The organism is Streptomyces sp. NPDC001507 (assembly GCF_042894765.1).
Lineage (GTDB): Bacteria > Actinomycetota > Actinomycetes > Streptomycetales > Streptomycetaceae > Streptomyces.
Genome location: NZ_JBIAVV010000010.1, coordinates 231,482 through 245,141, shown reverse-complemented (window position 1 = coordinate 245,141; position 13,660 = coordinate 231,482). Strand labels below are relative to the sequence as shown.

At 69.3% G+C, this 13,660-nt stretch carries 9 protein-coding genes; 8 read left to right on the top strand and 1 reads right to left on the bottom strand.

What is annotated here, in order from left to right; translation table 11 throughout:
• The first annotated feature begins 186 nt into the window (after positions 1 to 186).
• The 3 genes from ACFY0K_RS30915 (at position 187) to ACFY0K_RS30905 (ending at position 3,432) form a co-directional block, all read left to right on the top strand.
• Positions 187 to 870, top strand: a complete 684-nt coding sequence (locus ACFY0K_RS30915; protein ID WP_390642573.1) for a helix-turn-helix transcriptional regulator — start codon at positions 187 to 189, stop codon at positions 868 to 870.
• A 43-nt stretch (positions 871 to 913) separates the two neighbouring features.
• Positions 914 to 1,996 carry an inositol-3-phosphate synthase gene (locus tag ACFY0K_RS30910; RefSeq protein WP_390642572.1) on the top strand — a complete coding sequence of 361 codons (1,083 nt, stop codon included), beginning with the start codon at positions 914 to 916 and terminating at the stop codon, positions 1,994 to 1,996.
• 140 nt (positions 1,997 to 2,136) lie between these two features.
• Positions 2,137 to 3,432, top strand: coding sequence for an MFS transporter (locus ACFY0K_RS30905; RefSeq protein WP_390642571.1), 1,296 nt, complete (start codon positions 2,137 to 2,139; stop codon positions 3,430 to 3,432).
• A gap of 96 nt (positions 3,433 to 3,528) precedes the next feature.
• Here the strand turns inward: ACFY0K_RS30905 and ACFY0K_RS30900 are convergent, their stop codons facing one another.
• Entirely contained in the window at positions 3,529 to 4,971 is a 1,443-nt protein-coding gene (locus ACFY0K_RS30900) for a CCA tRNA nucleotidyltransferase (RefSeq protein ID WP_390642570.1), read from the bottom strand.
• A 289-nt stretch (positions 4,972 to 5,260) separates the two neighbouring features.
• Here ACFY0K_RS30900 and ACFY0K_RS30895 point away from each other — a divergent pair, with 289 nt between their 5' ends.
• From ACFY0K_RS30895 to ACFY0K_RS30875, 5 genes are all read left to right on the top strand, one after another.
• The gene (locus tag ACFY0K_RS30895) at positions 5,261 to 7,696 is read left to right on the top strand and encodes a DUF6049 family protein (RefSeq protein ID WP_390642569.1); all 2,436 of its coding nucleotides are present in this window, start codon (positions 5,261 to 5,263) and stop codon (positions 7,694 to 7,696) included.
• 45 nt (positions 7,697 to 7,741) lie between these two features.
• Positions 7,742 to 10,015 carry a murein biosynthesis integral membrane protein MurJ gene (gene murJ / locus ACFY0K_RS30890; RefSeq protein WP_390642568.1) on the top strand — a complete coding sequence of 758 codons (2,274 nt, stop codon included), beginning with the start codon at positions 7,742 to 7,744 and terminating at the stop codon, positions 10,013 to 10,015.
• A gap of 118 nt (positions 10,016 to 10,133) precedes the next feature.
• A complete protein-coding gene (locus ACFY0K_RS30885) occupies positions 10,134 to 11,858 on the top strand; it encodes a protein kinase family protein (protein ID WP_390642567.1) in 1,725 nt (574 codons plus the stop codon).
• A 35-nt stretch (positions 11,859 to 11,893) separates the two neighbouring features.
• Positions 11,894 to 12,619: an RNA polymerase sigma factor SigM gene (sigM, locus tag ACFY0K_RS30880; protein WP_390642566.1), complete on the top strand. Its 726-nt coding sequence runs from the start codon at positions 11,894 to 11,896 to the stop codon at positions 12,617 to 12,619.
• Positions 12,616 to 13,524, top strand: coding sequence for an anti-sigma factor family protein (locus ACFY0K_RS30875; protein WP_390642565.1), 909 nt, complete (start codon positions 12,616 to 12,618; stop codon positions 13,522 to 13,524). Before sigM ends, ACFY0K_RS30875 begins: the two co-directional genes overlap by 4 nt.
• The last annotated feature ends 136 nt before the right edge of the window (positions 13,525 to 13,660 follow it).

Below are 13,660 nucleotides of genomic sequence, written 5' to 3'. Positions count from 1 at the left end.
ATCAACAAAACCCGCCGAGGCCCGAAGTTCACCCCAAATCAGGCAAGTTGCCTCCAACGAATCGGTGATGTGATCCCGTTCACCGCCGTTCCTCTTGTCGCACGGGGAAAGCCGATCTATCGTCGGGATGTATCGAGTCGATACATCAGAGCGAGATAAGCAAGCCGCAGACGAGAGGAGGCGACCATGAGCCGGCGCTCCGGCATCCTTGAGTTCGCCGTCCTCGGCCTGCTCCGCGAGTCCCCGATGCACGGCTATGAGCTGCGGAAACGGCTCAACACGTCACTTGGCGTCTTCCGTGCCTTCAGCTACGGAACGCTCTACCCCTGCCTCAAGACGCTGGTCACCAACGGCTGGTTGATCGAGGAGCCGGGGAGCACCACCGAGGATGCTCTCGCCGCGCCCCTCGCCGGCCGCCGCGCCAAGATCGTCTACCGGTTGACGGCCGAAGGTAAGGAGCACTTCGAGGAGCTCCTGTCCCAGACCGGCCCCGACGCTTACGAGGACGAGCACTTCGCGGCACGGTTCGCCTTCTTCGGGCAGACCTCGCGGGATGTGCGGATGCGCGTGCTGGAGGGCCGCCGCAGCCGGCTGGAGGAGCGCCTGGAGAAGATGCGCGCCTCGCTGGCGCGGACCCGGGAGCGCCTCGACGACTACACGCTTGAGCTCCAGCGCCACGGGATGGAGTCCGTGGAGCGCGAAGTGCGCTGGCTGAACGAGCTCATCGAGAGCGAGCGGGCCGGACGGGACCTGAAGGGTTCCGCCTCCGGGGGGTCCGCTCAGAAGAACACCAACAATGGAGCGCCGGGCGCCCTGCCCCGGTCCGGAGATCCCCTCCGGCCGGATGCGTCCGACGACACCGCCACGTGAGACCCGTTCAGGGCCTCACTCGTACACACAGGGAGCAACCGGAATGGGTTCGGTTCGCGTAGCCATCGTCGGCGTGGGCAACTGCGCCGCATCGCTGGTGCAGGGCGTCGAGTACTACAAGGACGCCGACCCGGCGTCCAAGGTCCCCGGCCTGATGCACGTGCAGTTCGGCGACTACCACGTCAAGGACGTGGAGTTCGTCGCTGCGTTCGACGTGGACGCCAAGAAGGTCGGCCTCGACCTGGCGGACGCCATCGGCGCCTCCGAGAACAACACCATCAAGATCTGCGACGTGCCCAGCACCGGTGTCACCGTCCAGCGCGGCCACACCCTCGACGGTCTCGGCAAGTACTACCGCCAGACCATCGAGGAGTCCGAGGCCGAGCCGGTCGACATCGTCCAGATCCTCAAGGACAAGCAGGTCGACGTCCTCGTCTGCTACCTGCCCGTCGGTTCTGAGGACGCGGCGAAGTTCTACGCCCAGTGCGCCATCGACGCCAAGGTCGCCTTCGTCAACGCCCTTCCGGTCTTCATCGCCGGCACCAAGGAGTGGGCGGACAAGTTCACCGAGGCCGGTGTGCCGATCGTCGGTGACGACATCAAGTCGCAGGTCGGCGCGACTATCACACACCGCGTCATGGCAAAGCTGTTCGAGGACCGGGGCGTCATCCTGGACCGCACGATGCAGCTGAACGTCGGCGGCAACATGGACTTCAAGAACATGCTGGAGCGTGAGCGCCTGGAGTCCAAGAAGATTTCCAAGACGCAGGCCGTCACCTCCCAGATCCCCGACCGGGACCTCGGCGAGAAGAACGTCCACATCGGCCCGTCCGACTACGTCGCCTGGCTCGACGACCGCAAGTGGGCCTACGTCCGCCTGGAAGGCCGCGCCTTCGGTGACGTCCCGCTGAACCTGGAGTACAAGCTCGAGGTCTGGGACTCCCCGAACTCGGCCGGTGTCATCATCGACGCCCTCCGCGCCGCGAAGATCGCCAAGGACCGCGGCATCGGCGGCCCGATCCTCTCCGCGTCCAGCTACTTCATGAAGTCCCCGCCGGTCCAGTACTTCGACGACGAGGCCCGCGAGAACGTCGAGAAGTTCATCCGCGGCGACGTCGAGCGCTGACCCGGAACACCGCCGGGCACTGAAGCTCCACAGCTGAAGCTCGCAAAAAAACGCTCCTGCCAGGGCTCATAAGGGTCCCCGGGTCATCCGATCCGGGGACCCTTCTCCTGTGCACGGCCCCATATGTGAGGCTGTGCCCCATGCCCGTCGTCCGCGACCTGCGTGTCCTGCTGCGCCTGCGGAACTTCCGCCGTCTCCTCCTCATACGCCTGCTCTCCCAGGGAGCCGACGGCGTCTACCAGGTCGCCCTCGCCGCCTACGTCGTCTTCTCCCCGGAGAAGCAGACCTCACCGGCCGCGATCGCCTCGGCCATGGCCGTCCTGCTCCTCCCGTACTCCCTCGTGGGCCCCTTCGCCGGCGTCCTGCTGGACCGCTGGCGCCGCCGCCAGATCTTCCTCTACGGCAATCTGCTGCGTGCCCTGCTGGCAGCGGCCACCGCGGTCCTCATGGTCAGCCAAGTCCCCGACTGGCTCTTCTACGCCTCCGCCCTGTGTGTCACGGCCGTCAACCGCTTCGTCCTCTCCGGCCTGTCCGCCGCGCTGCCACGGGTGGTCGACACGGACCGGCTGGTGCTCGCCAACTCCCTCTCCCCGACCGCCGGTACTCTGGCCGCGACCGCCGGCGGCGGCCTTGCCTTCGCCGTACGGCTGGTGGCCTCCGATTCCGACGCCGCGGTGGTACTGCTGGGCGCCACGTTGTACCTGGGCGCGGCGCTCGCCTCTCTGGCCATGGCCCCTGACCTCCTCGGCCCGGACCGGCATCCGACCCAGCCGAGTCTGGGCGCGGCCGTGATCACCACGGCACGCGACCTGTTGGAGGCGATCCGGCATCTCGCCGCACCGGGCCGCCGTGAGGCGGCCTGGGCCCTGGTCAGCATGACGGCGATGCGCTTCTGCTACGGCGCACTGCTCGTCCTGGTGCTGATGCTCTGCCGGTACGCCCTCTCCTCCGACCCGGACGACGGACTCGGCTTGCTAGGGCTGGCCCTGGGCATCTCCGGCGCGGGTTTCTTCGCCGCCGCCGTGGTGACGCCCTGGACCGCGGGGCGGCTCGGCCCCGGCCGCTGGATCGTCGTATGCGCTGCGTCGGCCGCCGTGCTGGAGCCCGCCCTGGGCCTCCCGTTCACGACCGTCCCCATGCTCGTCGCCGCCTTCGTCCTGGGGCTCATCACCCAGGGCGCGAAGATCGCCACGGACACCCTCGTCCAGTCGTCCGTCGACGACGGCTTCCGCGGCCGGATCTTCTCCGTCTACGACGTGCTGTTCAACGTCGCCTTTGTCGGGGCAGCCGCGGTAGCCGCGCTGATGCTTCCACCGGACGGCCGCTCCGCGACTCTCGTCATCATGGTCGCCCTCGTCTACGCAGTGGTTGCTGCGGCCATGACCCGCTTCGAGCGCGACCGACAGCCGCAGCAAGAACACACGACTCCACAGTGAAGAGCCAACAGGGGCGATGTTTCACGTGAAACATCGCCCCTCGTTCCGTCACAGCGGGGTCATGTTTCACGTGAAACATGACCCCGCTGAGCACCCTCAGCCTTGCGCGGCCCACCATTCCTTGAGCGCGGTCACCGCTGCGTCGTGCCCCATCGGCCCGTTCTCCAGCCGAAGCTCCAGCATGTGCTTGTAGGCCTTGCCGACCTCCGGACCGGGACGGATACCCAGGATCTCCATGATCTGGTTTCCGTCGAGGTCCGGACGGATCGCGTCGAGCTCCTCCTTCTCCTGAAGTTCGGCGATGCGCTGCTCCAGGCCGTCGTACGCACGGGAGAGCGCCGCGGCCCTCCGCTTGTTGCGGGTGGTGCAGTCGGACCGGGTGAGCTTGTGCAGACGGTTCAGCAGCGGGCCCGCGTCGCGGACGTAGCGGCGGACCGCCGAGTCCGTCCACTCGCCGGTGCCGTAGCCGTGGAAGCGCAGATGGAGTTCGACCAGCTGCGAGACGTCCTTCACCAGTTCGTTGGAGTACTTCAGGGCCGTCATGCGCTTCTTGGTCATCTTCGCCCCGACCACCTCGTGGTGGTGGAACGAGACCCTGCCGTCGCTCTCGAAGCGACGCGTGCGCGGCTTGCCGATGTCGTGCATCAGGGCGGCGAGCCGGAGGGTCAGGTCGGGGCCGTCCTCCTCCAGCGCCATGGCCTGCTCCAGGACGATCAGCGTGTGGTCGTAGACGTCCTTGTGCCGGTGGTGCTCGTCACTCTCCAGGCGCAGTGCGGGCAGCTCGGGCAGGACGTGGTCGGCGAGACCGGTGTCGACGAGCAGGGTCAGCCCCTTGCGGGGGTGAGCCGAGAGGATCAGTTTGTTGAGCTCGTCCCGGACCCGCTCGGCCGAGACGATCTCCAGACGGCCGGCCATGTCCTTCATCGCCGCGACGACCTCGGGGGCCACCTCGAAGTCGAGCTGCGCGGCGAAGCGGGCGGCCCGCATCATCCGCAGCGGATCGTCCGAGAAGGACTCCTCGGGCGTCCCCGGGGTGCGCAGCACCCGGAGTGCGAGGTCTTCCAAACCGCCGTGGGGGTCGATGAACTCCTTCTGCGGCAGCGCCACCGCCATCGCGTTGACCGTGAAGTCACGGCGGACGAGGTCTTCCTCGATGGAGTCCCCGTACGACACCTCGGGCTTGCGCGAGGTGCGGTCGTAGGCCTCGGAGCGGTAGGTGGTGACCTCGATCTGGTAACCCTGCTTCTGCGCGCCGACCGTGCCGAAGGCGATCCCCACCTCCCAGACGGCGTCCGCCCAGGGCCGGACGATCTTCAGTACGTCCTCGGGACGGGCATCGGTCGTGAAGTCCAGGTCGTTGCCGAGCCTGCCCAGCAACGCGTCCCGAACCGAGCCGCCGACCAGGGCGAGGGAGAACCCGGCCTCCTCAAATCGGCGGGCGAGGTCGTCGGCGACCGGCGCCACCCGCAGCAGTTCGCTCACCGCGCGCTGCTGCGCCTGGCTCAGGACAGTGGGAGTGTCTTCATTGGCGTTCGGCACAACAGAACAGGGTACGTGCCCCGGACGGTCCGAAGCGCCGCCATATTCCGGCAGCGCCCCATGTAAAGCCTCCCTGCGCGGAGAGTGGGACACCTCACTCCGTACCCGCACAAGCAGAGCTTTCGCCGCTTAAACGAGTCTCCCGGCGATACTGGATATAGGGGAACGGTCCGCTCTCCTCTCCCGATCTTGTGAGGCAGACCGCGGCACTTCCGTTCAGCGCACCTCGTTACCATGCGTGGACGCACATTCCGACGACCACTGACGACGACGAGGGACGGACGAGCGCGTGGCCGAGGCGGCAGACTTCCAGGGGACGCCCTCACCTGCCCGCCGCTGGCTGCGGCGCACCGGGGCACTGCTCGCGGGTGCGCCCCTGCTGGCCGGACTGATGCAGTTGCCCGCGGCGGTACCGGCACAGGCGGCCGGCTCGGACACCGTGTCCGTCGCCCTGGACTCACTGAGCCCCAGCGCCCCCACCGACGGGGACACGCTGACGGTCTCCGGCACGGTGACCAACAACGGCAAGCAGGCCGTCACGGAAGCCCATGTGGACCTGCGGACAGGCGCCCTGCTCAGCACGCGCTCGGAGATCGACACGGCCGCCCGGCACTCCGACGACCTCCAGTCGGCCCTGGGCACCGAGGTGGGCGGCAAGTACACCGAGGACTTCGGCTCGCTCCCGCCGGGGGTCGCCGAGCACTTCAGCATCTCCGTGCCGGTCGACAAGCTGGACCTCGGCCAGGACGGCGTGTACCAGTTCGGCGTCTCGGTCTCCGGCAAGACCTCCGCGCAGCAGTGGGACCAGGTCCTCGGCATCCAGCGGACGTTCCTGCCGTGGCAGCCCTCCGAGGCCGACACGAAGACGAAGACGACGTACCTCTGGCCGCTGATCTCCACCGTCCACGTGACGGCGAAGACGGGCGCCGGCGAACTACAGACGCCGGTCTTCCAGAACGACGACCTCGCCAAGGAGATCGCGCCCGGCGGCCGGCTGGCCCAGATGCTGGCGCTCGGCAAGGACCTCGACGTGACCTGGGTCATCGACCCGGATCTGCTGGCCTCCGTGGACGCGATGACGCGCAACTACCGGCTCCAGGGCGCCGGCGACACCACCACGGCCGGCACCCATCAGGCGGTGGCCAAGCAGTTCCTGGCCGACCTGCAGGACGCCGTGGCGGACAAGGAGGTGGTGGCCCTCCCCTTCGCCGACCCGGACCTGGCCTCCCTCGCCCACAACGGCACCAGCGTGACCGGCTCGCTGAGCCACCTCAAGGACGCCACCGAGGTCGCCGCCACCACCGTGAAGACCGTGCTCCATGTCACACCGAGCACCGACTTCGCGTGGCCCGTGAACGGCGCCGTCGACCCCTCGATCATCAAGGTCGCCACCTCGGCGGGTGCCGACAAGGTGATCGCCCGCAGCGACAGCCTCCAGGAGACCGGCGGGCTGACGTACACGCCCTCGGCAGCGCGTCCGATCGGCGGCGGCACGACGGCCGTGGTCGCCGACGCGCGGCTGTCCACGGCGTTCCAGGGCGATCTGACGGATGCCGACTCGTCGACGCTCGCGGTGCAGCAGTTCCTCGCCCAGAGCCTCGCGCTGAACACTCAGACCGGAAAGCAGCGCAGTATCGTCGTCGCCCCGCAGCGGATGCCGTCGACCAGCCAGGCCGAGGCGATGGCGACGGCGATCACCGCACTGCAGGACATCACCTGGTCGCAGTCCCAGGATCTGGAGGCGGCCGCCAAGGCCAAGCCCGATCCCGGCGCGACCACGAAGATCCCCTCGTCGTCCGCGTACCCCTCCGCGCTGCGCAAGCAGGAGCTGCCCCGGACGGCCTTCGAGCAGATCGCCCGCACTCAGGACAAGCTCGACAACTTCCAGGTGATCCTCACCGACGAGTCCCGGGTGGTGACCCCCTTCGGGCGGGCCATAAACCGCGAGATGTCCACGTCGTGGCGAGGCCGCGGCAGTGAGGCGGACAGCTTCCGCACGAGCGTGGAGTCCTGGCTCGACGACCTCACCAGCCAGGTCAAACTGATCGACAAGTCCGAGACCAAGCTCTCCGGCCGCAGCGCCACCATCCCCGTGACCGTCCAGAACAACCTGGTGCAGGGTGTCGGCCACCTCGTGCTGCGGCTCACCTCGACCATGCCGACCAGGCTGGAGATCGGCGGCAAGCCCTACTACGAGCAACAGGTCGAGGTCTCCGGCGGCCACAGCCAGTCCGTGAAGTTCTCCACCTCGGCCAACGCCAACGGCCGGGTCGAGGTCACCGCCCAGCTCTACACCGAGGACGGGCAGGAGTACGGCGCGCCCGTCAGGTTCGACGTGAAGGTCACCGAGGTCACCCCGACGGTGATGCTGGTCATCGGCGGCGGCGTGCTGCTGCTGGTGCTCGCCGGCTTCCGGATGTACACCCAGCGCAAGCGGGCGGCCGCCCGGCGGGCCGAAGAGGGCGGCGGCCCCGACGCGGAGGGCGAGGGCACTCCGGAGGCGCCCGGCGACCCGGAGACTCCCGGCACCTCGCAGGCCGCGAGCCCAGGGGACAGCGAGGACGCAGACGGTCCGGGGAACCCCGCCGCCCGTGAGGATCGTCTCCAGGAGGAATCCGTCGCTGGGTCCCGGGAAGACGACCCGGAGCAGCCGAGTGACCCGACACCGGACACCGCACCGGAAAGCGCCGACCCGTCCGAGACGGGTGAGAGAGTGGACCGTTGAGCGATGTCGTGGCCGGTGGGCCCGGGACGATGAGGTGGGGTAACCATGAACGCGCCGTACAACGGTGAAAGCGGCCAGGGCGCGGCCGGTTCGGGCTACCCCGAGCCGCCGCCGGAGCCCGGCCAGGTCCCGCCGCAGCACGCGGCTGACATGTACCTCCAGGACGCCTACGACCAGGACCCCTACCGGGCACGCGACCTCTCCGCCCAGGACCCGGTCGCCGAGGCACTCTACGACCGTGCCGCGCACCCCCCGCCGGCTCCGGGCAGCTACCCGCAGCAGCCCCTGTACGGCCAGCCCGCCCAGTCGCCCTATGCCCCCGACCCGCACGTGTGGGCCCAGACCCCGGCGCCGGAGCCGGACGGCCCGAGCCAGTACCTGCCGTACGGCGACAACCCGCGCACGACCCAGTTCGTAGGCGTGGACGACCTGGTCTCGCACTCCGGTGAGGAGCGTCACGAGCCGGACGCCTTCGCACACCTCTTCCGCGATCAGCAGCAGGGCGGCGGTCAGGGGCCGCCGGAGCCCCCGGCGGTACCGGGTCCGACGGCCGCCCCGGGAGGGTCCGCCCAGGTGCCGCCGTACCAGGTACCGACGCCACCGGCCGCTCCGACGCCCGCGGTCGACCAGACCCTGAACCTCGGTGCCGTACCCGCCGCGGCCCCGGCGCCCGCCCCCGCGAAGAAGGGCGGAAAGGCCGCGGGCCTGCTCAAGTCGAGCGCCGTCATGGCGGCGGGCACGATGGTCTCCCGCCTCACCGGCTTCGTCCGCTCCGCGCTGATCGTCTCCGCGTTGGGCGTCGGCCTGCTCGGCGACACCTTCCAGGTCGCCTACCAGCTGCCGACGATGATCTACATCCTGACCGTCGGTGGCGGTCTCAACTCCGTCTTCGTGCCGCAGCTGGTGCGGGCCATGAAGGAGGACGACGACGGCGGTGAGGCCTTCGCCAACCGCCTGCTGACCCTCGTCATGGTGGCGCTGGGCCTGCTCACCGCGGCCACCATCGCGGCCGCGCCGCTCCTGATCCGCCTGCTGTCCGACTCGGTCGCCAGCGATCCGGCGGCCAACCAGGTCGGCATCACCTTCGTCCGCTACTTCCTGCCCTCGATCTTCTTCATGGGCATCCACGTGGTGATGGGTCAGATCCTCAACGCGCGCGGCAAGTTCGGCGCGATGATGTGGACCCCCGTCCTCAACAACATCGTCATCATCGTCACCCTCGGCCTGTTCATCTGGGTCTACGGCACCGCCGCACACTCCGGCATGAAGGTCACGAACATTCCGCCGGAGGGCCAGCGGCTGCTCGGCCTCGGCGTGCTGCTCGGCCTCGTGGTCCAGGCGCTGGCGATGATCCCCTACCTGCGCGAGACCGGGTTCCGGCTGCGGCTGCGCTTCGACTGGCGGGGCCACGGCCTTGGCAAGGCCGCGACTCTCGCCAAGTGGACCGTGCTGTTCGTCCTCGCCAACCAGGCGGGCGCACTCGTCGTCTCCCAGCTGTCGACCTCGGCCGGCAAGAGCTCCCCGGTCGACGGCACCGGCTTCGCCGCCTACGCCAACGCCCAGCTGATCTGGGGCCTTCCGCAGGCCATCATCACCGTCTCCCTGATGGCCGCCCTGCTGCCGCGGATCTCCCGCTCGGCCGCCGAGAACGACACGGGCGCCGTCCGCGACGACATCTCGCAGGGCCTCAGGACGACCGCCGTCGCGATCGTCCCCATCTCCTTCGGCTTCCTGGCCCTCGGCGTGCCGATGTGCACCCTGATCTTCGGCTCCTCGGGCATCAGCGAGGCCACCAACATGGGATTCATGCTGATGGCCTTCGCCCTCGGTCTGATCCCCTACTCGGTGCAGTACGTCGTCCTACGCGCCTTCTACGCCTACGAAGACACCCGCACCCCGTTCTACAACACGGTCATCGTCGCGGCGGTCAACGCGGGTGCCTCGGTCGCCTGTTACGTGCTGCTCCCGGCCCGCTGGGCGGTGGCCGGCATGGCGGCCTCCTACGGCCTGGCCTACGCGATCGGCGTCGGAGTGGCCTGGCGGCGGCTGCGCAAGCGGCTCGGCGGCGACCTGGACGGCTCCCGCGTCACCCGCACCTATGCCAGGCTCTGCATCGCGTCCGTCCCGGCCGCGCTGCTCAGTGGTGCGGCCTGCTACGGCATCGGCCACACTCTGGGGCAGGGCGTGATCGGTTCCTTCGCCTCGCTGCTGGCCGGCGGGGCGGTCCTGCTCGGCGTCTTCTACGTCGCCGCGCGCCGCATGCGCATCGAGGAGCTCAACTCCCTCGTGGGTATGGTGCGCGGGCGTCTGGGTCGCTGAGACGGGGGTAAGCGCACAACCATCGTTCGCCGCCGCGTGTCGTGCATAGCGGGGGACTGTGGGCACAATTGGTTTCGGCGTCGGACAGCGTGCAACGGATGGGGAGGCAGGAACGACGGTGGCGGAACGGAGCACGGCTGCCGTCGACGTGGCAGACAACAGCGGTGACAAGCCGCTGACCGCCAAGGCGGACCAGTCCACGGCCGACGGGGTGGCCAAGAACCCGGAGCGGGACACGGACAGCGACGAAGCACAGGGAAACGGCATGGCCGCGGGTGCTGAGAAGCAGGCCGCACCCCCTGAACTGCACAGCGGGCACAAGCTCGCCAGACGCTACCGTCTTGAGGAGTGCGTCACCCGTCTGGACGGATTCAGCAGTTGGCGTGCGGTCGACGAGAAACTTCGCCGTGCCGTCGGCGTCCACATCCTGCCCTCCGACCATCCGCGGACCCGTGCGGTGCTGGCCGCCGCCCGGTCCGCCGCGCTGCTCGGCGATCCGCGCTTCGTACAGGTCCTGGACGCGGTCGAGGAGAACGACCTCGTCTACGTCGTCCACGAGTGGCTTCCGGACGCCACGGAACTGACCCCGCTGCTCGCGGCCGGCCCGCTGGAGCCGCACGACGCCTACCAGATGGTCAGTCAGATCGCCTCCGCCATGGCGGCCGCGCACCGCGAGGGGCTGGCCCATCTCCGCCTGAACCCGAACGCCGTGCTGCGCACCTCCACCGGGCAGTGGCGCATCCGCGGCCTCGCGGTGAACGCGGCGCTGCGCGGTATCAGTTCCGACACCCCCCAGCGCACCGACACCGAGGCGATCGGCGCCCTGCTGTATGCGGCGCTGACCCAGCGCTGGCCGTACGAGAGCGACGCCTACGGGCTGGCCGGGCTGCCCAAGGACGTCGGCCTGATCGCACCCGACCAGGTGCGTGCCCGTGTCCACCGCGGCCTGTCCGAGCTCGCCATGCGGGCCCTCGTCAACGACGGCGCCACCGCCTCCCGCCACGAGTCCGCGTGCACCACGCCGGAGGAGCTGGTGAAGGCGATCGGCGAGATGCCCCGCATCCGCCCGCCGGAGCCCGCGTTCACCGCACCGCCCGAGTACCAGCGCACCACGTACCAGCAGGGCACCTACGGCCGCCCCACGCCGCCCGGCGCGACGCCGGCCATCCAGGCCCCGCCGCCCCCGTTGCAGAGCCGCACCGGCAAGGCGCTGAAGTGGGCCGTCTCGGCCCTCCTCATCGCCGCCCTGGGCCTCGGCAGCTGGCAGCTCGCGGACGCCCTGATGCACCAGGGCGACAAGTCCGGCGATGACACCACCAACACCCAGACGACGGACGACGGCGACAAGAACAGCGCCAGCCCGGCGCCCGCCGCAGCGATAAAGATCCACGACGCGCAGGAGTACGTCGCCAAGGGCGATGCCCAGCATCCGAACGACGTCGGTAAGACGTACGACGGCAGCACCTCGACATACTGGAGGACCAACACCTTCCTGAGCGGCCCGGAGCTCGCGCCGTACAAGCCAGGTGTGGGGATCGTCTACGACCTGGGCTCCGCGCAGGAAGTCGCCACGGGAACCATCTCCCTTCGCTACTCTGGCGATCACACGACGGTCGAGCTGTACGCCGCCGACTCGCTGAACCCGGGGTCGATCAGCTCGATGACGAAGATCGGCAGCGTCACCACCACCGGGAACACCGCCACGGTGAAGGTCAGCAAGAAGGTGAAGAGCCAGTACGTGCTCATGTGGATCACCGCCGTCCCGAAGTCGGGCGAGGATCCCGACGCGTACGCACACGCCGGCTACAAGCAGGCCGTCACCGAGGTGAAGTTCACCGGCTGACGTCTCACCGGCAGCACCGAAGGCGGAGGGGGCAGATGACGGAGGGCGCCGGATACGGCGGAGTGAGCGACCAGGAGCTGCTCGCCCGCCACGTGGAAGGCGACCCCGATGCCTTCGGTGAGATCGTGCGACGGCACCGGGACCGGCTCTGGGCGGTCGCCCTGCGGACCCTGGGGGACCGCGAGGAGGCCGCTGACGCCGTCCAGGACGCCCTCGTATCCGCCTACAGGGCCGCCCACACCTTCCGGGGCCAGTCGGCCGTCACAACGTGGCTGCACCGGATCACGGTCAACGCCTGCCTCGACCGCGCCCGCAAGGCGGCCTCCCGCAAGACCGCCCCCGTCGACGACACCGAGCGGCTGGAGCAACTGCTGGAGCCGCATGAATCCGCCTCCGCTCCGGCCGAGCGGAACGATCTGCATCGCCAGCTCCTCGAAGCCCTCGGCACCCTGCCCCACGATCAGCGTGCCGCCCTCGTCCTGGTCGACATGCAGGGCTATCCGGTCGCCGAGGCGGCCCGGATCCTCGATGTCCCCACCGGGACGGTGAAGAGCCGCTGCGCTCGCGGCAGAGCCAGACTCCTGCCGCTGCTCACCCATCTACGGCCGGAGAACACCGCCGACGAGAATGACCCGGCCCCGGCACGGAACCGGGCGGAGGGGACATCCGTCCCACCCGCAGCGGGGCCTCGGAACGGGGATCCACAGGACACCGGGCCGAGTGATTCAGCCGCAGTGAAGGGCGGAGGTGGGCGAGCGTGACGTCGACGACAGACATGGCCGGGCACCCGGACGTCGCGGAGATCTCCGACCTCAGCGAGGGTCTGCTCCCACCCGCCCGGACGGAGGAAGTACGACAGCACCTGAACGGGTGCGAGCTCTGCACCGACGTCCACGCCTCGCTGGAGGAGATCCGGGGTCTGCTGGGCGCACTGCCGGATCCCCCGCAGATGCCGACCGACGTCGCGGGCCGGATCGACGCCGCCCTCGCCGCCGAGGCTCTGCTCGACGCAGCGGCTCCCGTGACTCATGTTTCACGTGAAACATCGCCCCGAGAAACGTCGCCTCGCGAGATGTCGCCCGCGGGAGACCGCCCCGCCGGACGGTCAAACGCCTCCGCCGGCCCCGGCCGCAAGGACCGCGGACGCGACCGCGGCCCACGTCGCCGGACCATCGTCCTGGGCACTGTGCTGACTGCCGCCGTCCTGGGCGCCGGTTCGTTCTTCCTCCAGTCGCTCGGAGGCGACGGAACGACGACCGCGCAGGGCAAGCCGACCAACTCTGCCGGGACCTTCTCCAAGAGCACTCTCCAGAGCCAGGTGCAGGTTCTCCTCGGCGCCAGGACGAACACCCCGCGCGGCTCTCAGAAGCCCTTCGGTATCGAGTCACAGCCTTCGGGAGCCGGCTCCACGGAAACCCCGTACACCACCCGGATCCAGCCCTCGGTATCCGTTCCGACCTGTGTCCGTTCAGGTATCAGCCAGAGCGGCGATGTCATCGGCGCGAAGCAGGGGACGTACGACGGGAAGGACGCCTTCCTCGTCGTTCTCCCCGACGCCTCCGACGCCTCCCGGGTGACGGCCTTCATCGTCGACGCCACCTGTGGCAGCAAGGCCTCCACCTCTCCTGGCAAGGTCCTGCTGACGGAGTCCCTGGCGCGTCCCTGAGCGTCCGCCGGCATGGCCCTCAGGCGGAGAACGCATCTCTTGCTCCGGCGCGGAAATCCGTACGGTAGGGGATGCTCGTGTGCCCGGACACACCGGGAATGCGCGCCCCTTAGGATCCGTTGGGTGGGGTGAGAGC